We start from the raw sequence: 17,459 nt of genomic DNA, 5'->3' as shown, positions 1-17,459 counted from the left end.
TTCTTGCTCGCCGGAAACAGGGCCGCCAGCCTGACTCGCCCTTTTCCCGGCATGGTTCGACGGTTCGCACGAGAGGACCCGGCCATGGCGTCGTCAACGGTGACCTCCGCCCAGCCCGAACGGCCCCCGCGGCCGAACCTCGCCTTCAGGCGGTTGCGCGGCAAGCGCTCCCCGGCGGAGTTCGCGGCGGCGGTCCGCCGGGCCGCGCGCGAGATCGGCGAGCGGGTCAGCTGCGACGCGCGCTACGTCGGCCGGGTCGAGGCGGGCGAGATCCGCTGCCCCAACTACGCCTACGAGCGGGTGTTCCTGCACATGTTCCCCGGCCGCACGCTCACCGACCTGGGGTTCGCGCCCCGCTCGTCGGTACGCGGACGGCAGGCCCGCACCCCGGGTGAGTCGCGAGGGGCGGGTGAGCCGTATGAGACGCATGACACGCACGACGTCCGGGACACGCACGACGTCCGGGACGCGCAAGACCTGTACGAAACGCACGACAACAACGAGGAGAGCGACGTGCTGCGTCGCGCATTCATGACGAGCGGTGCCACGGTGGCCGCCGCCTCGCTCGGCCCCCTGGGGCTCGCCCTCGACGCTGCGGCGGCCGGGCGCCCCGCGCGCCGGGCCGGGACGGGCGAGGCCGGCGCCCTCGAAGAAGCCGTCCGCCGGATCCGGCTGCTGGACGACCGGCACGGCGCGGACGGTCTCTACCGGCGCGCGGCGGCCCCGCTGCGCACCGCGTACGCGCTGCTGGACGCCGGCGCGTCCCGGCAGGCGACCGCGGACCGGCTCTACACGGGCGCCGGTGAACTGGCGATCTCCGTGGGCTGGCTGGCGCACGACTCGGGGCGCTTCGACGACGCGCGCTCCCACTACGCCGAGGCCCTCGCCACCGCCCGGATGAACGGCGACGCGGGCCTGGAGGCGCACGCCTTCTGCAACATGGCGTTCCTGGCCCGCGACGCCGGCCGCCCGCGCGAGGCGGTACGGGCGGCCCAGGCCGCGCAGCGCGCCGCCCGCCCGCTGGGCTCGGCCCGGCTGATGTCCCTGCTGTCGCTGCGCGAGGCGGGCGGCTGGGCGGGGCTCGCGGACCGCGTCGGCTGCGAGCAGGCGCTGGTCCGCGCGCAGACCTTCTTCGAACGGGGCCCCTCGGACACCGACCCCGAGTGGATGAGCTTCTACGGCGAGGCCGAGCTGGAGGGGCTCGAGGCGCAGTGCTGGTCCACGCTGGGCGACTGGCCGCGGGCGGCCCGGCACGCGCGGCGGGCGGCGGATCTCCAGGACCCGCACTTCACCCGGAACCTCGCGCTGTACTCGGCGGAGCTGGCGGACGACCTGGCCCGGGGCGGCCGCCCCGACGAGGCGGCGGGGGCGGGCATGCGGGTCCTCGACCTGCTGGGCGAGGTCCAGTCCTCCCGCATCCACACCATGCTGGCGGGCACGGCCCGGGTCCTCCTCCCCCACCGCCGCGCCTCGGGAGTCTCCACCTTCCTGGACCGCCACGCGGCACTGCCCCGCCCTGCGTAACTACGCGCAATCGCACCGCCCACCCACCGCAGCCGCGGGCAGTCGTGCGCCCCCACCCACCGCAGCTGCGAGCAATCGCCATGCCGCCGCCGCTGCGGGCAGTCGTGCCGCTGGGGCGGCACGGGTGGGCGGTGGGGGTACCTCCCGCTCGAGCGAAGCCGAGAGTGGGGGAGGCACCCCGCAACGCCGGGCCGCGCTCCCCACCCCCGCCCCGACGCCGGGCACCGCAAAGCCAGCACGGGCACCCACACCGGCACCGGCCGTCAGCCGACCAGGTGCCCCAGATCGTTCCAGCTCTCCACCGCCGCCTCCCCGTACGCCCACCCCAGCACCGACAGCGACGTCGGATTCAGCCGTATCCGCGCACCGAAGGACACCGGCAGCCCCAGCCACCGCGCCCCGATCGCCCGCAGAATGTGCCCGTGGGCGAAGACGAGCATGTCCCGCTCCGTCTCCCGCGCCCACGCCACCACCTCGTCCGCGCGCGCGGTGACTTCCGCCACTCCCTCCCCCTCCGGGACCCCGTCCCGCCAGATCAGCCAGCCCGGCCGCACGGCCTGGATCTGCTCCGGCGTCATGCCCTCGTACGCCCCGTAGTCCCACTCCATCAGCGCGTCCCACGCGCGTGCGCGCTCCCCGAAACCCGCCAGCTCGCAGGTCTCGCTCGCGCGCACCAGCGGACTGGTCCGCACCTCCACGCCGTCCAGCCCGTCCCACGGCGCCCGGTGCAGCCGCTCCCCGAGCAGCTTCGCACCGCGCCGCCCCTCCTCCAGGAGCGGCACGTCGGTCCTGCCGGTGTGTCTGCCGGACAGCGACCACTCCGTCTGTCCGTGCCGGGCCAGCAGAATGCGCGGTGCCATGAAGAGGCCTTTCCGGGAGAAATGTCTGAGGGGACCCCTCCATCATCCCGTACCGTCCGTGCGGGCAACCCGAGGGGCGATGCCCGCGTCTATCCGGTCCGAGGGCGCTTGGCCGGGCGGCCGCGGTGAGGCCGTAGAGTGGCTCGCCCGTGTCCGTCCAGGCGCACGAGTGAGCGAGAAGCAGGAAGAGACGAGAAGGGGGAGGGCGATCGGATTGCCGCACACCGAGACACCGGGCAGCGAGGCGGCCCCGAACCCTCGGCTGCGCTGGTGGACCGAGCTGCCGCTCATCGTCCTCGTGTACGCCTGCTACAGCGCGGGACGCCTGCTCGTGCGGGGCGACGTCTCCGACGCCGTCGACCACGGCCTGGCCCTCCTGGACATCGAGAAGGCGCTCCACCTCAACGCGGAGCACCCCCTCAACCGCCTCTTCACGCGCGAGCCCTGGATCGGCGTACCGGCGGACTTCTGGTACGCGTCGCTGCACTACGTGGTCACCCCGGCGATCCTGATCTGGCTCTTCCGCTCCCGCGCGGTGCGCTACCGGGCCGCCCGTACCTGGCTGATGACGTCCACGTTCATCGGTCTCATCGGCTTCACGCTGCTGCCGACCTGCCCGCCCCGGCTGCTGGACGCCGGTCACGGGTTCGTCGACACGATGGCCCAGTACAGCTCGTACGGCTGGTGGGGCGGGGCGGCGAGCGCGCCGCGCGGCATGGGCGGGATGACCAACCAGTACGCGGCGATGCCGAGCCTGCACGTGGGCTGGGCGCTGTGGTGCGGGGTGATGCTGTGGCGCCACGGCCGCACGCGCACGGCGAAGGTGGCCGCCGTCGTCTACCCCCTGGGGACCACGATCGTGGTGATGGGCACCGCGAACCACTACTTCCTCGACGCGGTCGCCGGTGCGGCCGTGATGGGCGCGGGACTGTTGCTGACGCCGTTCGTGCTGCGCACCGCGGCACGGATGCGGACCCGGCTCCCGGCCCGTTTCGCACCGGCCGAGTCCGGCTCCGCGCACGCCGCCGTGCCCGCCCCCGCCTCCGCCCGGGACGGCGCGGGTTCCGTGATTGTCAGTGGTGGATGCCAGACTTCCGCGGGTGAGCGATTTCCACGGCAGCGCGAGCAGCGGTTCGAAGCTGGAGCCGAGCCGGACCCCGCCCCCTCGGACGCGGGGGACGAGACTCCGGCACCGGCTCGCTGAGCTGCGCGGTCCCGACGTACCCGCCAAGGCGCTGGACGCCCGGGCCCTGGCCGCCCTCGCCGCCAACCCGGGGTGCCGTCGGCGCGCGATCCTCGACGGCGCGGGCGTGGACAAGGCGTCCCTGGCCAGTGCGCTGGGCTCGCCGTCGGTCTTCGGGCAGTCCCAGTTCGCCTTCACGCGCGGCAACGCGTTCGAGGCGAGGGTGAAGGCGGACGGCGGCGCCGAGTTGCTGCGGCTCGTGCACGAGAGGCTGGACCGGGGTGCCGAGACCCCCGCCGAGGCTCCGGTGCGGGTGCCCGACCTGTCCGCGACCGGCCCGGAGGGGCGCGCGGCGCGCACATCGCTGGCGCTGCGCGAGGCCACCGGCACGCCCGGCGCGTGGACCCTGCTCGACCATCCGATGCTCGCCCTCGAGGTCGCCGGGTCACCCGCCTTCCTGGAGCCGGACGCCGTGGTGGTGCATCCGGACGGCAGTTGGACGGTCGTCGAGATCAAGTCCTTCCCCATGCTGGACGGCTCCGCCGACCCGGCGAAGGTCGGCGCCGCCGCGCGGCAGGCCGCGGTGTACGTGCTGGCCCTGGAGCGGGTCGCCGCCCGTCTCGACCCGGCCCCGCGCGTGCGCCACCGCGTCCTGCTCGTCTGCCCCAGGGACTTCTCCAACCTGCCCACCGCCTCCGCCGTCGACGTGCGCAAGCAGCGCGCCGTCACCGACCGCCAGCTGGCCCGGCTGACCCGCATCGAGGAGATCGCCGACGCGCTCCCGGAGGGCGTCTGCTTCTCCCCCGAGCTGCCGGCCGCGGAGCTGACGGCGGCGGTCGAGGCGGTCCCGGCGACATACGCGCCCGAGTGCCTGTCCGCCTGCGAGCTGGCCTTCCACTGTCGCGCCCGGTCCCGCGAGGCCGGTGCGGTCACCTGCCTGGGCCGTCCGGTGCGGGCCGAGCTGGGCGGTCTCTCCACGGTCGAGGACGTGCTGGCCGCGGCCCGCGGGGAGGCCGGTGACCCGGACGACCCGGCGGTGGCCGCGCTGCGCAGGGCGGCCCGGCTGCGTGCGGAGGCGCTCGCGACGGCCGGTGCGGAGCCCGGAGGAGCAACGGGCGACGGGAGCGGCACGGGCACCGGCATGGGCACCGGCATCGGCATCGGCGTCGGCGAGGTGTCCGCGTGTCCCTGATCACCACCCTCGCCCGGCTGGAGGCCGTGCACACCGGCCGGGCCCAGCCCGCCGCCACCGTCCGGCACCGGCACCTGTCCGACCGTCCGCTCGTCTTCGTACCGCTGATCACCGCCGGTGAGGCCGGGGCCCCGCTCGGGGCGCTGGTCGGCACCGACCGGGACGCGCCGCACCTGCTGGTCGTGCCGCAGCCCCGCGACCGCGACCTGCGCTTCGCGTTCCTGGCCGAGCTGGCCGGCATCGTGCTGCCCCACGTCGAGGCGTACGCGGAGAGCGTCGAGGCCGCCGAGCGCACCGAGACCGACCCGGAGACGGGCAAGCGGGTCAAGGTCGAGGTCGACCTGTGCGCGGACGCCGCGCAGCTGGTCGTACCGAGCCGCGCGGGCGTCGACTTCGTACGGCTGCTGGGCCGGTCCATGCGTTTTCGGCGTACGGCGGAACAGGACCCGGAGACCCCGCACCCCGCGCCGCCGCGGGTGCCGCTGCTGGGCCGGTGGCTGACCCACTACGGTGAGCGGGCCCGCGTGCCCGGCTCCTCCCTCCTGCTCGCCATGACCGACCTGCTGGGCCGGCACTGGGCGACCGGCCAGTCCACGCTGGAGGACCAGCACCTGGGCGCCCTGCTGGCGTGGATCGCGCCGCAGGACCCGCTGCATCCGCAGGACCCGCCCCCGACCGGCGCGGAGGCCGCCCGCCGCGCCGAGCTGGCCCGTGACGCCGACGGCCAGCTGCTGTGCCCGCCCGCGGGCCCGGCGACCGACCCGGCCTTCGACAACAAGCTCCTCGCCCCGGCCATCGAGCGCTACGACCGCGCCCGCACGGCGCTGGCCGCCGCCGAGGACGGTCTGGAGGCCGACGACCGGCTCGGTGCCCTCACGGCCGCGGAACGGGAGATCCGCGCCCTGGTCGAAAGCCGTACCCGGCCCACCTGGGACGCGGTGTGGCGGGGCCTGGACCTGCTGCGCGAGCTGCCCGAAGGGGCGCACGCCGAGGAGCGCTGGACCCGCGACCGCTGGTCGTTCACCTCCCACCGCGACCGGATCCTGGCCGGAGAGCCCCCGCAGCCGCGCCGCGACGACGCCGTGACGGCGGCGAACAAGCTGGCCACGCGCGAGCGCGAGCAGGCCCGTCTGGAGGCCCAGGAGGCGCTGGACGATCCGCTGGTGATGGCCGGACGGCGGCTGTCCGGCGAGGCGTTCGCGGGCGAGGTCGTGGACGTGGTGATGGCGTACAGCGAGAGCAAGCGGCCCAGTCCGCGCCCGCTGGTCACGGTCCGTACGGACGACCGCCCGTACCTGGGCGAGCGGGTGAAGGTCTACCGCTCGCTGGGCGGCAAGCCGCAGACGGCCGAGTACGTCGGCCCGGCGTTCCCGGACGGATCCGACGGCGATCCCGAGGACGGCACGCTGGTCCTGCGGATCATGGACAAGATGGGCCGCGGCAAGGAGCCCGAGGCCGGGTCGGTGCCGGAGAAGGGCGACCTGGTCTGCTTCACGCTCTTCGAGCACGAGCAGCGGGGCGGCGCGAAGCTCCCGGACCCGGAGCAGACCCCCTGGACGCACGGCGGCCCGCCGGGCGAGTCGGCCGCGGTGCCGGAGGCCGCCGACGCCCAGACCGAGGAGGACGTACTGTGACGGCCGAGGCCCTCTCCCCGTCGGCCCCCGCGTCCTTCGACCCGGGCGCGGAGGCCGCCCGCGCCACGTCGGCGATCCTCCACGACACGCTGCACGGCACGGAGCGCGGTGTCGTCGTCGACTCCCCGCCCGGCGCCGGGAAGTCCACGCTCGTGGTGCGGGCGGCACTGGAGCTGGCCGAGGCGGGCCGCCCCCTGATGGTGGTGGCGCAGACCAACGCCCAGGTGGACGACCTGGTGCTGCGTCTGGCCGAGAAGAACCCGGACCTCCCGGTGGGCCGCCTGCACAGCAGCGACGCCGACCCGTACGACAAGGCGCTCGACGCGCTGGGGAACGTACGCAAGTCGGCGAAGGCCGCCGATCTCGCCGGGCAGGCCGTCGTGCTGTCCACGGCGGCGAAGTGGGCGCACGTGAAGGTGGACGAGCCGTGGCGGCACGCGATCGTCGACGAGGCGTACCAGATGCGCTCGGACTCCCTGCTCGCGGTCGCCGGACTCTTCGAGCGGGCGCTGTTCGTGGGCGACCCCGGTCAGCTGGACCCGTTCGCGACGGTGGGCAGCGAGCAGTGGGCGGGCCTGGCCTACGACCCGTCGTCCTCGGCCGTGACCACCCTCCTCGCCCACAACCCCGGACTCCCCCAGCACCGCCTCCCGGTCTCCTGGCGGCTACCGGCGTCGGCAGCCCGCCTGGTCTCCGACGCGTTCTACCCGTACACGCCCTTCCGCAGCGGCACGGACCACGGCGACCGGAGTCTCGCCTTCGCCGTGCCGTCGGACGGCTCGGGCCCCGACCGGGTGATCGACGAGGCCGCCGCCTCGGGCTGGGGCCTGCTGGAGCTTCCGGCCCGGCACACCCCGCGCACCGACCCGGAGGCGGTGCGGGCGGTGGCGGCGGTGGTCCGGCGCCTCCTCGACCGTGAGGGCCGGGCGACCTCCGAGCGCTCGCCGGACCCCGCGCCCCTGACCGCCGCCCGCATCGCCGTCGGCACCGCCCACCGGGACCAGGCGGCGGCGGTCCGTGCGGCACTGGCCGACCTGGGGGTGCACGACGTGACCGTGGACACGGCCAACCGCCTCCAGGGCCGCGAGTACGACGTCACGGTCGTCCTGCACCCGCTCTCCGGCCGCCCCGACGCCACCGCCTTCCACCTGGAGACCGGCCGCCTGTGCGTCCTGACCTCCCGGCACCGGCACGCGTGCATCGTGGTCTGCCGCGAGGGCGTGGGCGACCTGCTGGACGACTACCCGTCCACGGAACCGGTCCAGCTGGGCACGCTGGTGAAGTTTCCTGACGGGTGGGAGGCAATGCTTGCCACATGGGATCACTTCCAGGAGCACAAGGTGTCCTGGCTGCCGTGAGCCCGTGCAGCCGCCAGTGCCCTGAACAGCGGGGAAACGTCAGTCAGTTCAGTAAGTCCGGCTTCCTCAGACTGGGATGCCGGACAACTTGGACAGCCTCAGAAGCTCTGGGTTGCTGCGTCGATGCAGGGACGACAGGACCCGGAAGACCTCTCGCGCCATGGGATGGATGCGGGCCATCTGGGGAGCGGCCTCCCACGCATCCGACAGGGACTCCAGAGCCCCGTCACGGTCCCCCACGTCCAGCCGAGCCCTGGCCAGGTTCATGCGGGACGGAGCCACACGAGTAGCGGGCAGGCCCTCCGGGGCCGCGTCAAGGTCTTCTGCCACCTTCAGAGCATCACGGGGCCGTCCCAGGTCCAGCCGAGTAGCCAGAACGTGTGTGGTCGTGTTCTGAGGACCGAAGATCATGCTGTGACGGTTCCAGTCCCTCTGGAACCACTCGGAGGCTTCCCAGGCCGACTTGATGTGCCGTTCCGCCTCCCTCTTTCCTTCCTTCTTGTCCTTGAAGCGTCCGGCCAAGGTCATTCCCCGCAGGTTCAGCAGTCCGACCGCAAAGGCCCTCTCCTGCCCTGACAGGCTGGCCTGTGCCTGGCTGATGGCCCGGTCCACGACCATGAGGCCGCCTTCGAAGTCCCCGCCATTCAGGTAGGCCCCTGCCCTGTCCCTGGCAGCAATGGCCAAGCCCAGCGGGTTGGTCTTCTGCTCGACGGCCCACCTCTGGCGAGTCACGGCCAGTTCCGCCATGTCCATCCACCTGTGCCGGGCGGCCAGCCAATAGACGCTGCTGTAGACCTCGGACAGGGCCATCCAACTATCTACCGTGTTGGCGGCGTGGGCGTACGCCGTGGCGTCCCTCAGAAGGACGGGGAGCATCGCTAGGAGGCGGTCTACCTCCGCCTTGTCCCTGTGCTGGCCAGCGGCCTCCACAGAGGTCCTGAGAGCGTCTTCCTGTACCTCCTGGCGTCCTGGTAGGTCGTAGTCCCGGACAGCCGACCGGACAGCCGACAGGCTCTTTTCATCGTTCCTGGCTACAGAGGCTTTCCCCAGCACCTCAGCCATGCTCAGCCCCATGGGCTTGCCCAGGTCGGCAGCAACGCCCGGGGTCAGGGTTCGGTCCCCGACCTCGATCTTGGAGAGCAGAGACACGCTGATGTTGGCCAGCGCACGCTGTGCGCCGCTGGAGCCATCGTCGCAAGCCTTACGGGTAACCCACGGCAGGTTCCTTCACTCACCGCCTCTGAGGGCGTGTGAGCACTGTGCAACTCATGTGCAAGTTCCCCTGCATTCCCGGCCGTTGACTAGATGCAGTCACCAGTGAAAGGCGGAGGGCATGAGACAGGGAACCGTGTGTGAGCCCGGTACAGCCGTGTTCGACAACGCCAGTCAGATGGTCGGCGTCGTCCAGGCACAGCAGGGCCCCATGCTGATCCTGATTCGCCCCTCCGGCCTGCGCCGGCAGACCCGTGCCATCTCCATCCGTCCCGTCAACGACAGGGAACGCATTCAGCTTGCTGCCCTGGCCCGACACCACCAGCAGGCATGGACGTTGGCGCAGTTGAGACGGCGCGTGACCCACTGAACCCCCGCCCTGATCACCCAGGCACGTACGGGTGGCGGGGTGGGCTCCATCACCCGAGCACGACCACGTGAAGGGAACCACTGATGGCTACAGCGGTACAGGTCCGAGACCCCCGTACCTGCGTCCCCTCCCAGGTGTGGGACAGGGAAATCCGACTCATCATGCGGGACAACGCCATGGGGCGTGACCTGGCAGAGCGCATCTTCGGTCAGGCCGTCGCCTACCTGGTGACCTCCGCCGAGTGCCCCGAGGTCCGCATGGGGCCCTCCCAGGCCGTGGACCTGGGTGTCCACTCGTTCGTGCTCGACTCGATCAACTACACGGCGTTCTGCGACCAGCACGCGGGCCGATACATCCACCACGTCCCGCACCTGCCCGGAGAGGGACCCGGGGAACCCCCCGCCCTGCGGGACACGGTCAAGGCCATCCACGCTTCCGGCTTCGAGATCGACCCGGAGCTGTGGGTCATGAAGGACGCGGCCGACTGCTCCCAGTGCCACGCTGGGTGCACCGACAGCCCCAACAGCGGGAAGAAATAGCACAACGCTGACAGTGGTGACTCCCCTCGGCGACGGGGGGAGTCGTCCCCATGAGGAGAGGTTCCGTATGGAGGTCGTTGATGCCTGGGAGCGATACGCCCAGGGACGGACACCACGGCGAGAGGTGAACTCCGCTGGTGCTCGTACGTGGTTGAACTGGACCCAGTACCCCGACCACGGCCCCGATGAATCGATCCTCGGAGACCTCCAGGGCCGCACCGTACTGGAACTGGGCTGCGGTACAGGCTGCAATCTGGCCCACCTGTCCACCCTTGGAGCCACATGTACCGGGGTCGATATCGCTCCGAGCCAGCACGGGAAGGCCGTGGCCAGATGGGGGCACCTGCCCGGCCTCACCTTCCGCACGGCAGAGGTGACCGACTACCTGACCCACACAGAAGGCCCCTTCGATGTGGTCCTGTCTGTCTTCGGGCCTGTCTGGTTCACGGACCCTGAACAGCTCCTCCCACTGGTTCGTAAGAGGCTTTCCCCTGGTGGCGTGCTGGCCTTCTCCCACAAGCCCCCAACGGCCGGCACTCAGCCCGTGGGCCGGCTAAGAGAGGCCAAGGCAGTGACCAGGTGGGACTACACCCCACAGGAGTGGTCGGCCCTTCTGACCTCTTCGGGGTACTCGGACATCAAAGCCGAGGTCATCTCTCCCCCGGAAGGGAGGGACGTAGGAACCCTCTTGGTAAGGGCCTCCCTGTCAGCGGCGGCCTGGGCGGAGGAGACCAGCGGCCGGACCCTGGAGGACGTGGCGCCGTAACGGTGCGGCACCGGCTCCGGACCCGGGCCCGCCACGGAGCCGGAGCTAGGGGGTGTGCGTGCGGGCGAGCCCGGCCGCGAGCCGCCCCACCAGTCGCCGTGCGACCTCGGGCGCGACGACCTCGATGTGCTCGCCGAACTGCAGTAGCTGCCGTACGCCGTCGACCCGGTCGTACGCCACGGTGATCTCGACCCGCCCGTCGTCCCCCGGGTCGCTCACCGCCCTGAGCCTGGCACCCAGGATCCGGCGGGCGATGTCGAGGCTGGCCGCGTCGACACGCGCCGTGACCACCACGTGCTCCCTGCGCTCCAACGCCTCGCCCAACTCCCGTGCCGTGCCGGCGAGGTCGGCTCCGTCGCGCAGCCGACGCGCCCCGTCGAGCACGGCCCACCGCTGGAGCCGGGTGAGCGCGAACATCCGGGGCCGCCCGTCCCGGTCCGCCACGAGGTACCAGCGCCCGCCCCGCTGCACGAGACCATAGGGGTCGACGGCGAACTCCCGCGCGGCAGCGTCCCCGCTCCGCCGATAGACGATCCGCAGCCGCCTCCCCGTACGCACGTCCCGCACCAGCCCCGCGACGTCGGGCAGGGGTACGGCGTCCTCGAACCAGGGCCGGTTGTCGATCGCGATCACGTCCGTCAGCGCGAGCGGCAGCTCGTCCCGGGCGGGCGGCGGCTGTCTGCGCGACGTGAGCTTGCGCAGCGCCGACCGGGCGGCGGCCTCACCGCCGAGCTGACGGGCCCGTTCGAGGTCGAGCCCGACCGCCCGCAGCAGGTCCGCCTCGCCGGTCGTCAGCTTCGACAGGTCGGCCTGGTCACCGGGCAGCAGGCTGATGCCGCCGTACTTCCCCCGCTCGGTGAAGACCGGAATCCCCGCGTCGACGAGCGCCCGCACATCGCGCAGGACGGTCCGCGTCGACACCCCCAGCTCCTCGGCCAGCACCTCGGCGGTGGTCCGCGGACGCGCCTGCAACGCCGCCAGAAGCTCGATCAAGCGCTGCGGCCGACTCATGCGACAGCTCCTTCGCCGAACAAGACAACTTCTGTCATGTTCTCAGGCGAGGCTGACACGCAGGGCCGGACCCCACCGACCCGCCCGGAAGGAGCCGACACCCATGCCCGCACCCAACCTCTTCCTCGTCTATGTCACCGACGTGGAGCGCGCGACCGCCTTCTACTCCGGCCTGTTCGACATCGAGCCGGTCATGACGACACCGCGCTACGTCCCCTTCGAAGTCGCCCCCGGAGTCCTCTTCGCCCTGTGGAGCGGCCGCGCGGACCGGTTCGGCCCGCACACCCCGCGCACCTCGGAGGTCGGCCTCATGGTCCCGGGCTCCTCGGCGGCCATCGACGCGCTCCACGCCGAGTGGGCCGCCAAGGGCGTCACCGTCGTGGAGAATCCCCACGACGAGGTCTTCGGCCGCACCTTCGTGGTCACGGACCCGGACGGCAACCTGATCCGCGTCTCGCCCGTCGATTAGGGCCTGTCCGGCGGGCAGGGAAATCGCTGCCCGCCGGCGCGGCGGCCGTGCCAGAATCCGCCGCATGTCCGTTCGATACCCGCGCCCCTTGCGCCCAGGAGACCGTGTCGCCGTCACCTCGCCGTCCAGCGGAGTCCCCGACAAGCTCCGCGAACGCCTGAACGTGGCGATCCGCGACGTGCAGGCGCGCGGATACGAGGTGGTCGTCGGCGCGTGCATGGACGGCTCGGGACACGTCAGCGCCCCCGCCCCCGAGCGCGCCGCCGAACTGACGCGGATGCTGACCGACCCCGGCATCAGAGCGGTGGTGCCGCCGTGGGGCGGTGACCTGGCCATCGACCTCCTGCCGCTGCTCGACTGGGACCGGCTGCGCGAGGCCGAACCGACCTGGCTCGTGGGCTACTCGGACCTGTCGACCCTCATCACCCCGCTGACGCTCCTCGCCGGCACGGCGACCGTCCACGGCAACAACCTGATGGACACCCCGTACCGGACCCCCGACGGGCTGGTCTCCTGGCTCGACATCGTCAGCGCCCCGCGCGGGCACCGCTTCAGCCAGACGCCGCCGGGCCGCCACCGGACCACCGGCTGGGACGACTACGCACTCCACCCGGACGTACGGGAGTACACACTCGACACCCCAGGCGGCTGGACCCGGCTGGACGGCGGCGGAGACGTCGAGGTCGAGGGCCGTCTGATCGGCGGCTGCGTCGAGACACTCTGCAACCTCACGGGATCCGGGTACCTGGACACCTCCGCCTTCGCCCGGACCGCGGCCCCGGACGGTCTCCTGGTGTACGTGGAGGCCTGCGGCGACGACGCCCTGACCATCTGCCGCAACCTGCACGGCATGCGGCTGGCCGGCTTCTTCGACGCCGCGAACGCGGTGCTGGTCGGCCGGACCTCGGCCCCGGGTGTCCCCTCGCTCTCCCAGCACCAGGCCGTGCTGGACGCGCTCGGCCCGCTGCGGGTGCCGATCGTCGCCGACGTGGAGTGCGGCCACGTCCCGCCCTACCTGCCGATCGTCAACGGCGCGCACGGCCGCCTGACCCATACGTCGACGCGGAGCGAACTCACCCAGACCCTGGTCTGATTCCGTCCAGCAGGTACCTGGTGCGGCGGTCGTAGTCCTCCCGGGCGGGCCGCTCGCCGTGCTTGAGGGCGAGGGCGTTGTCGAGGACGACTGCGTGGAGGTCGCCCGCCGTGAACTCCGGCCGCAGCGCCCCGCGGGCCCGCGCCGCCGCGACGATCTCCTCGTTGGCCCCGCTTCCGACCCGGCAGATCTCCATGAGCTGCTCCGAGTGCGGATACGTCTGCAACAGGACGTCGTTGAAGGCGGGCTGGCGGTACTGGAGGTCGCGGATCGCGGTGAGGTAGTACGCGATCCGCTCGCCGCCGTCGTCGATGGTCCGCGTGCGGTCGACGACGGCGAACAGCTCACTGGCGACGACCTCCTCGATGACGGCCTCGATGAGCCCGACCCGCCCGCCGAACCGGTTGAAGATCGTGGCCTTGCTCACCCCTGCCGCCTTGGCGACCTCCTCCAGCGGCACGGTCAGGCCCTGCCCCTGGAAGGCGCCGATCGCGGCGGAGCGGATCTGCTCCGAATTGCGCCGCGCGTCGGCGCGCAGCCGGGGTTCCGAAGGCACCGCACCGGCCATGGACCTCACCGTCTCTTCCTGTCACTCACTCACCGTCGCAACTTGACTCGCCGAGTCAGCTTACCTACGGTCGTCGGCAGAAAAGAAAGTGACCTGCGTGGTCAAGTTATGCGGGAAGGTCAGGAACATGATCGTTGTCACCGGCGCCACCGGTGGGCTGGGCGGCGCCACCGTCGAGCACCTCCTCAGGCGCGTACCCGCCGACCGGATCGGCGTCAGCGTCCGCGACCCCGCCAAGGCCCGGCACTTCGCCGACCGCGGCGTGCGCGTGCGGCAGGGCTCCTACGAGGACCCGGCCGCGCTGCGCGACTCCTTCGCCGGTGCCGAGCAGGTCCTCCTGGTGTCCGGCAACGACCCGGCCGCCGACATGGTCGGCCTGCATCGCCGCGCCGTCGAAGCCGCGGTCGAGGCCGGCGTCCGGCGGATCCTCTACACGAGCCAGCAGGGCGCCGTCCCCGGCAACCCGTACCGGCCGACGGACTTCCACGTCGCCACCGAGGCGATCCTCGGCGACTCCGGAGTCGCCTGGACGGCACTGCGCAACGGCGCCTACGGTCCGCTCGACCAGGTCCTCGGCCCGTGGCAGCGGACCGGCGTGATCGCCCAGCCGGAGGACGGCCCCGTCCCGTACACCGACCGTGCCGACGCCGCCGAGGCCACCGCGGTCATCCTCGCCGGTGACCGGCCCTTCGACGGCCCCGTGAACCTCACCGCGCCGACCGCCGTCACCTTCGACGATCTCGCCGGAATCGCCTCCGATCTCACCGGTCGCACCGTCGAGCGCGTCGTCCTGGACGACGACCAGTGGATCGCCGACCAGGTCGCGACCGGTGTGCCGGAGCAGATGGCCCGGCTCATGCTCACCTACTACCAGGCAGCCCGCGCGGGCTACTTCGCCGAAACCGGCCCCCTGCTGGCCGAACTCCTCGGCCGCGAGCCCCGCACCGTCGCGGACCGGCTCGCAGCCGACATCGCCGCCTGAGGGCCCGGCCGGGCATCGTGGGGAGCGCCGCGCGCAGCACGTTCCACATCCCGACGCGGAGGTAGGACCGACAGACCTCCCTTGGAGAAGCCGTCGTCGTTCCTGGCGGGACAGACTGGTTCCATGGCTCCCTGCAACCGCGAGCTGGCGGACTTCCTCAGGCGCTCCCGCGCCCAGTGCGATCCCGAGCGGGCAGGGCTGCCGCCGGACGGCCGCGTCCGGCGCGTGCCCGGACTCCGGCGGGAGGAGGTCGCCCGCCTGGCCGGTGTGTCCGCCGACTACTACGCCCGCCTCGAACAGGGCCGCTCCATCAACCCGTCCCCTGCCGTGGTCGAAGCCGTCGGGCACGCCCTGGGACTGACACGCGGTCCGTCATCGGTGGCCCCGCGCCGCCGTCGGCGGCCGTACCGTCGAACCCGAACGGCTACCGAGGAGGCTTGCGATGCGCAGAGTGATCTATTCGATGAACGTGTCCCTCGACGGCTACATCGTCGACGCGAGCGGCGCCTTCGACTGGAGCGACCCGAGCGAAGAGGTCTTCCGGTACTGGACGGACGAGATCCGCGAGGCCGGCGCCCACCTGCTGGGGCGGCGGCTGTACGAGACGATGCTGTACTGGGAGACCGCCGAGCAGGACGAGTCGCTCGGCGCGGCGGAGCTGGAGTGGGCCGCGCTGTGGAAGGCGCTGCCGAAGGTGGTGTTCTCCAGGACGCTGACGACGGTGCAGGGCACCAACACCCGTCTGGCCTCGGGCACCCTGGCGGAGGAGATCGAGCACCTGCGGGCCGAGCCCGGCGACGGCGACATCACGATCGGCGGCGCGACCCTCGCCGCCGAGGCGGCCGCGTCCGACCTGATCGACGAGTACCGGACCATGGTCCACCCGGTGCTGGTCGGCGGCGGCACCCCGTTCTTCCCCCGCAGCGAGCGCCGGGTGAACCTCGAACTCGTCGAGAACCGCCTCTTCGGCTCCCACGTCGCCTACCTCCGCCACCGCGTGACCCACTGACCCGCCCCCTCAACGTCCGCACCCGCCGGTCCGCTGCCCGGTCATGCGGCGGCGGCCGGACGGTCCGCCGTGACCAGCCACGACGTGCTGCGGAGCAGGACCGTGCCGTCAGCCGCCTCGTGCGCGCGCAGATGGTCCGTCAGGATGCCGCGGGCGCGGGCCCGCGCGGTCGGGTCGGCCCGGTCCACGAGATGGCGGCCGGGGCCCGTGCCCAGCAGGAAGTCCGCCGCGTCCTCGGCGTCCTGCCCCCACGTCCCGTGGGCCTGGACCCGGTCGACGTCGATGCCGACGAAGCCCGCCGCGGTGAGGACGTCGCCGATGCGGTCCGGGTCGGCCAGGGAGAACATGCCGGGCAGCCCGGGCTGTCCGAAGTCGCCGACCGGCAGGACCTCGCGCAGTGACGCCATCGCCGTGACCCAGCCGTTCAGCATCGCGTCGGCCGGGCAGACGAACGCCAGGCGCCCGCCGGGTCGCAGCGCCCGGCCGACGTTGCCGAAGGCGGCCACGGGGTCGGCGAAGAACATCACCCCGTAGCGGCTGACCGCCGCGTCGAACGCGCCCGCCTCGAAGGGGTGCACCTGCGCGTCGCCCCGCGCGAAGGCGACGTTCGCGACGCCTTCCCGCTCGGCACGGTCCCTGGCCTCGGCCAGCATCGGCCCGGACAGGTCGAGGCCCAGCGCGTGTCCTCGGGGCGCCCGCAGCGCGGCGAGCCGCGTGGTCTGGCCCGAGCCGCAGCCGAGATCGAGGACCCGGTGTTCCCCGGTGAGGCCGGCGGCGTCGAGGAGCGGCTCGTTGAAGCCCTCGTTCACGGCGTTCCAGCGGTCCTGGTGGCGCGCCCAGTGAGCTCCTTCCGGGCCGTTCCACGCTTGAGCCTGCTCGGTGTTGACGATGTCCGGCACAGGTGCCTCCCGGGCGCACGACGGAGAATGGGCGTGTGCCCAAACAGTATGGGCAAGTGCCCAAATCCCGCAATCCCCGTTACCATCCCTGGGGTTGAGCCCAGCCGGGGCAACCGATCCGGGACGAATGAGAGGCCCATGGCACCGCGCGGAGTGGCGACACCGGACGTACGCGAGCGGCTCTTCGCGGCCGCCGAGCGCATCGTGGAGCGGGACGGCCCCGGCGCGCTCACCAGCAGGGCGGTCACCACCGAAGCGGGCTGCGCCAAGGGCCTGTTGCATACGCACTTCGCGGGGTTCGACGCGTTCGTGGCCGAGCTCTGCCTCGACCGGTTCGCGAAGACGGCGGTGAAGGCGCGGGCACTGTGCGAGATCGCCGGAAAGGGCACGGTGGAGCAGAACCTGAACGCCGTCGCTCTCGCGCTCTTCGACTCCGGCGGCCTCGCCCTGTCCGGTCTCGCCATGACCCGCCCGGCCGCCACGCTCGCCATCCGCGAGGCGCTGGCACAGGGCGCACCCGGCTTCACCGCGATCCAGGAGGCCATCGCCGACTACCTGGAGGCCGAGCGCGCGCTCGGCCGCGTGGCGCGGACCCTCGACCCGCCCACGGTGGCCCTCGCCGTCGTCGGCACCGCCCACCACCTCCTGATGACCGGCCGGCCGGACACCCCCGACCCACGCCCCCTCGTGACCCGCCTGACCGCCACCCTCGTGGCCGCCCGGCCCTCCTAGGGCGGTCGGGGCTTCCACCTTGGCCTAGGACCCGCGCCCGATGCGCGTCGCCTCGCGA

18 protein-coding genes and 1 pseudogene are annotated in these 17,459 nt (G+C 72.6%); 14 read left to right on the top strand and 5 right to left on the bottom strand.

What is annotated here, in order from left to right:
* Positions 1 to 84 precede the first annotated feature (84 nt).
* Entirely contained in the window at positions 85 to 1,524 is a 1,440-nt protein-coding gene (locus tag ACZ7MF_RS23310; protein WP_471479400.1) for a hypothetical protein, read from the top strand.
* 263 nt (positions 1,525 to 1,787) lie between these two features.
* Here ACZ7MF_RS23310 and ACZ7MF_RS23305 read toward each other — a convergent pair whose 3' ends face one another.
* Complete coding sequence (locus ACZ7MF_RS23305; RefSeq protein WP_471479398.1) at positions 1,788 to 2,384, bottom strand: histidine phosphatase family protein; 597 nt, start codon at positions 2,382 to 2,384, stop codon at positions 1,788 to 1,790.
* A 214-nt stretch (positions 2,385 to 2,598) separates the two neighbouring features.
* Between ACZ7MF_RS23305 and ACZ7MF_RS23300 the strand changes: the two genes are divergently transcribed.
* Genes ACZ7MF_RS23300 through ACZ7MF_RS23285 form a run of 4 tightly spaced genes read left to right on the top strand, consistent with a single transcriptional unit; the run spans position 2,599 to position 7,751 of the window.
* Positions 2,599 to 3,588: a phosphatase PAP2 family protein gene (locus ACZ7MF_RS23300; RefSeq protein WP_471479396.1), complete on the top strand. Its 990-nt coding sequence runs from the start codon at positions 2,599 to 2,601 to the stop codon at positions 3,586 to 3,588.
* Entirely contained in the window at positions 3,485 to 4,759 is a 1,275-nt protein-coding gene (locus ACZ7MF_RS23295) for a hypothetical protein (RefSeq protein WP_471479394.1), read from the top strand. Before ACZ7MF_RS23300 ends, ACZ7MF_RS23295 begins: the two co-directional genes overlap by 104 nt.
* Positions 4,750 to 6,393, top strand: coding sequence for a hypothetical protein (locus ACZ7MF_RS23290; protein ID WP_471479392.1), 1,644 nt, complete (start codon positions 4,750 to 4,752; stop codon positions 6,391 to 6,393). Before ACZ7MF_RS23295 ends, ACZ7MF_RS23290 begins: the two co-directional genes overlap by 10 nt.
* On the top strand, positions 6,390 to 7,751 hold the full coding sequence (locus tag ACZ7MF_RS23285) for an AAA domain-containing protein (RefSeq protein WP_471479390.1): 1,362 nt from the start codon (positions 6,390 to 6,392) through the stop codon (positions 7,749 to 7,751). Before ACZ7MF_RS23290 ends, ACZ7MF_RS23285 begins: the two co-directional genes overlap by 4 nt.
* A 66-nt stretch (positions 7,752 to 7,817) precedes the next feature.
* Here ACZ7MF_RS23285 and ACZ7MF_RS23280 read toward each other — a convergent pair whose 3' ends face one another.
* Complete coding sequence (locus ACZ7MF_RS23280) at positions 7,818 to 8,900, bottom strand: XRE family transcriptional regulator (protein ID WP_471479388.1); 1,083 nt, start codon at positions 8,898 to 8,900, stop codon at positions 7,818 to 7,820.
* Positions 8,901 to 9,120: 220 nt separating this feature from the next.
* Between ACZ7MF_RS23280 and ACZ7MF_RS23275 the strand changes: the two genes are divergently transcribed.
* From ACZ7MF_RS23275 to ACZ7MF_RS23265, 3 genes are all read left to right on the top strand, one after another.
* Positions 9,121 to 9,333, top strand: a complete 213-nt coding sequence (locus ACZ7MF_RS23275) for a hypothetical protein (protein ID WP_471479386.1) — start codon at positions 9,121 to 9,123, stop codon at positions 9,331 to 9,333.
* 161 nt (positions 9,334 to 9,494) lie between these two features.
* Complete coding sequence (locus tag ACZ7MF_RS23270; protein WP_471479384.1) at positions 9,495 to 9,872, top strand: glycine-rich domain-containing protein; 378 nt, start codon at positions 9,495 to 9,497, stop codon at positions 9,870 to 9,872.
* Between the two features lie 67 nt (positions 9,873 to 9,939).
* Complete coding sequence (locus tag ACZ7MF_RS23265) at positions 9,940 to 10,638, top strand: class I SAM-dependent methyltransferase (RefSeq protein WP_471479382.1); 699 nt, start codon at positions 9,940 to 9,942, stop codon at positions 10,636 to 10,638.
* Positions 10,639 to 10,683: 45 nt separating this feature from the next.
* Here the strand turns inward: ACZ7MF_RS23265 and ACZ7MF_RS23260 are convergent, their stop codons facing one another.
* The gene (locus ACZ7MF_RS23260; protein ID WP_471479380.1) at positions 10,684 to 11,649 is read right to left on the bottom strand and encodes a helix-turn-helix transcriptional regulator; all 966 of its coding nucleotides are present in this window, start codon (positions 11,647 to 11,649) and stop codon (positions 10,684 to 10,686) included.
* A 103-nt stretch (positions 11,650 to 11,752) separates the two neighbouring features.
* On the opposite strand from ACZ7MF_RS23260, the gene ACZ7MF_RS23255 reads away from it, so the two are divergent.
* Together ACZ7MF_RS23255 and ACZ7MF_RS23250 are read left to right on the top strand one after the other, a co-directional pair.
* Complete coding sequence (locus tag ACZ7MF_RS23255) at positions 11,753 to 12,118, top strand: VOC family protein (RefSeq protein WP_471479378.1); 366 nt, start codon at positions 11,753 to 11,755, stop codon at positions 12,116 to 12,118.
* A gap of 64 nt (positions 12,119 to 12,182) precedes the next feature.
* Positions 12,183 to 13,211: a S66 family peptidase gene (locus tag ACZ7MF_RS23250; protein ID WP_471479376.1), complete on the top strand. Its 1,029-nt coding sequence runs from the start codon at positions 12,183 to 12,185 to the stop codon at positions 13,209 to 13,211.
* Here the strand turns inward: ACZ7MF_RS23250 and ACZ7MF_RS23245 are convergent.
* Positions 13,192 to 13,779, bottom strand: coding sequence for a TetR/AcrR family transcriptional regulator (locus tag ACZ7MF_RS23245; RefSeq protein WP_471479375.1), 588 nt, complete (start codon positions 13,777 to 13,779; stop codon positions 13,192 to 13,194). The two genes, ACZ7MF_RS23250 and ACZ7MF_RS23245, sit on opposite strands and share 20 nt — an antisense overlap.
* Before the next feature lie 127 nt (positions 13,780 to 13,906).
* On the opposite strand from ACZ7MF_RS23245, the gene ACZ7MF_RS23240 reads away from it, so the two are divergent.
* The 3 genes and pseudogenes from ACZ7MF_RS23240 (at position 13,907) to ACZ7MF_RS23230 (ending at position 15,770) form a co-directional block, all read left to right on the top strand.
* Positions 13,907 to 14,761 (top strand): NAD(P)H-binding protein, encoded by an 855-nt coding sequence (locus ACZ7MF_RS23240; protein ID WP_471479374.1) that lies wholly within the window; start codon positions 13,907 to 13,909, stop codon positions 14,759 to 14,761.
* A 123-nt stretch (positions 14,762 to 14,884) separates the two neighbouring features.
* A pseudogene (locus tag ACZ7MF_RS23235) lies at positions 14,885 to 15,121 on the top strand (helix-turn-helix domain-containing protein); the annotation flags it as partial.
* A gap of 82 nt (positions 15,122 to 15,203) precedes the next feature.
* Positions 15,204 to 15,770, top strand: coding sequence for a dihydrofolate reductase family protein (locus ACZ7MF_RS23230; RefSeq protein WP_471479372.1), 567 nt, complete (start codon positions 15,204 to 15,206; stop codon positions 15,768 to 15,770).
* A 41-nt stretch (positions 15,771 to 15,811) separates the two neighbouring features.
* On the opposite strand, the gene ACZ7MF_RS23225 is transcribed toward ACZ7MF_RS23230, so the two are convergent.
* Positions 15,812 to 16,669 (bottom strand): methyltransferase domain-containing protein, encoded by an 858-nt coding sequence (locus ACZ7MF_RS23225; protein ID WP_471479370.1) that lies wholly within the window; start codon positions 16,667 to 16,669, stop codon positions 15,812 to 15,814.
* Positions 16,670 to 16,807: 138 nt separating this feature from the next.
* Between ACZ7MF_RS23225 and ACZ7MF_RS23220 the strand changes: the two genes are divergently transcribed.
* Positions 16,808 to 17,401, top strand: coding sequence for a TetR/AcrR family transcriptional regulator (locus ACZ7MF_RS23220; RefSeq protein ID WP_471479368.1), 594 nt, complete (start codon positions 16,808 to 16,810; stop codon positions 17,399 to 17,401).
* Positions 17,402 to 17,459: the final 58 nt, after the last annotated feature.

It is taken from the genome of Streptomyces sp. NPDC111628, assembly GCF_055635195.1.
The sequence above is the reverse complement of the archived record's forward strand: the minus strand, read 5'-3'. Positions and strand labels throughout refer to the sequence as shown.

What these genes read in the sequence shown, in the direction of transcription:
- ACZ7MF_RS23310 (WP_471479400.1), top strand. Translation starts at nt 85, where the DNA reads ATGGCGTCGTCAACGGTGACCTCCGCCCAGCCCGAACGGCCCCCGCGG.
- ACZ7MF_RS23305 (WP_471479398.1), bottom strand. Translation starts at nt 2,384, where the DNA reads ATGGCACCGCGCATTCTGCTGGCCCGGCACGGACAGACGGAGTGGTCG.
- ACZ7MF_RS23270 (WP_471479384.1), top strand. Translation starts at nt 9,495, where the DNA reads ATGCGGGACAACGCCATGGGGCGTGACCTGGCAGAGCGCATCTTCGGT.
- ACZ7MF_RS23265 (WP_471479382.1), top strand. Translation starts at nt 9,940, where the DNA reads ATGGAGGTCGTTGATGCCTGGGAGCGATACGCCCAGGGACGGACACCA.
- ACZ7MF_RS23260 (WP_471479380.1), bottom strand. Translation starts at nt 11,649, where the DNA reads ATGAGTCGGCCGCAGCGCTTGATCGAGCTTCTGGCGGCGTTGCAGGCG.
- ACZ7MF_RS23255 (WP_471479378.1), top strand. Translation starts at nt 11,753, where the DNA reads ATGCCCGCACCCAACCTCTTCCTCGTCTATGTCACCGACGTGGAGCGC.
- ACZ7MF_RS23250 (WP_471479376.1), top strand. Translation starts at nt 12,183, where the DNA reads ATGTCCGTTCGATACCCGCGCCCCTTGCGCCCAGGAGACCGTGTCGCC.
- ACZ7MF_RS23245 (WP_471479375.1), bottom strand. Translation starts at nt 13,779, where the DNA reads ATGGCCGGTGCGGTGCCTTCGGAACCCCGGCTGCGCGCCGACGCGCGG.
- ACZ7MF_RS23240 (WP_471479374.1), top strand. Translation starts at nt 13,907, where the DNA reads ATGATCGTTGTCACCGGCGCCACCGGTGGGCTGGGCGGCGCCACCGTC.
- ACZ7MF_RS23230 (WP_471479372.1), top strand. Translation starts at nt 15,204, where the DNA reads ATGCGCAGAGTGATCTATTCGATGAACGTGTCCCTCGACGGCTACATC.
- ACZ7MF_RS23220 (WP_471479368.1), top strand. Translation starts at nt 16,808, where the DNA reads ATGGCACCGCGCGGAGTGGCGACACCGGACGTACGCGAGCGGCTCTTC.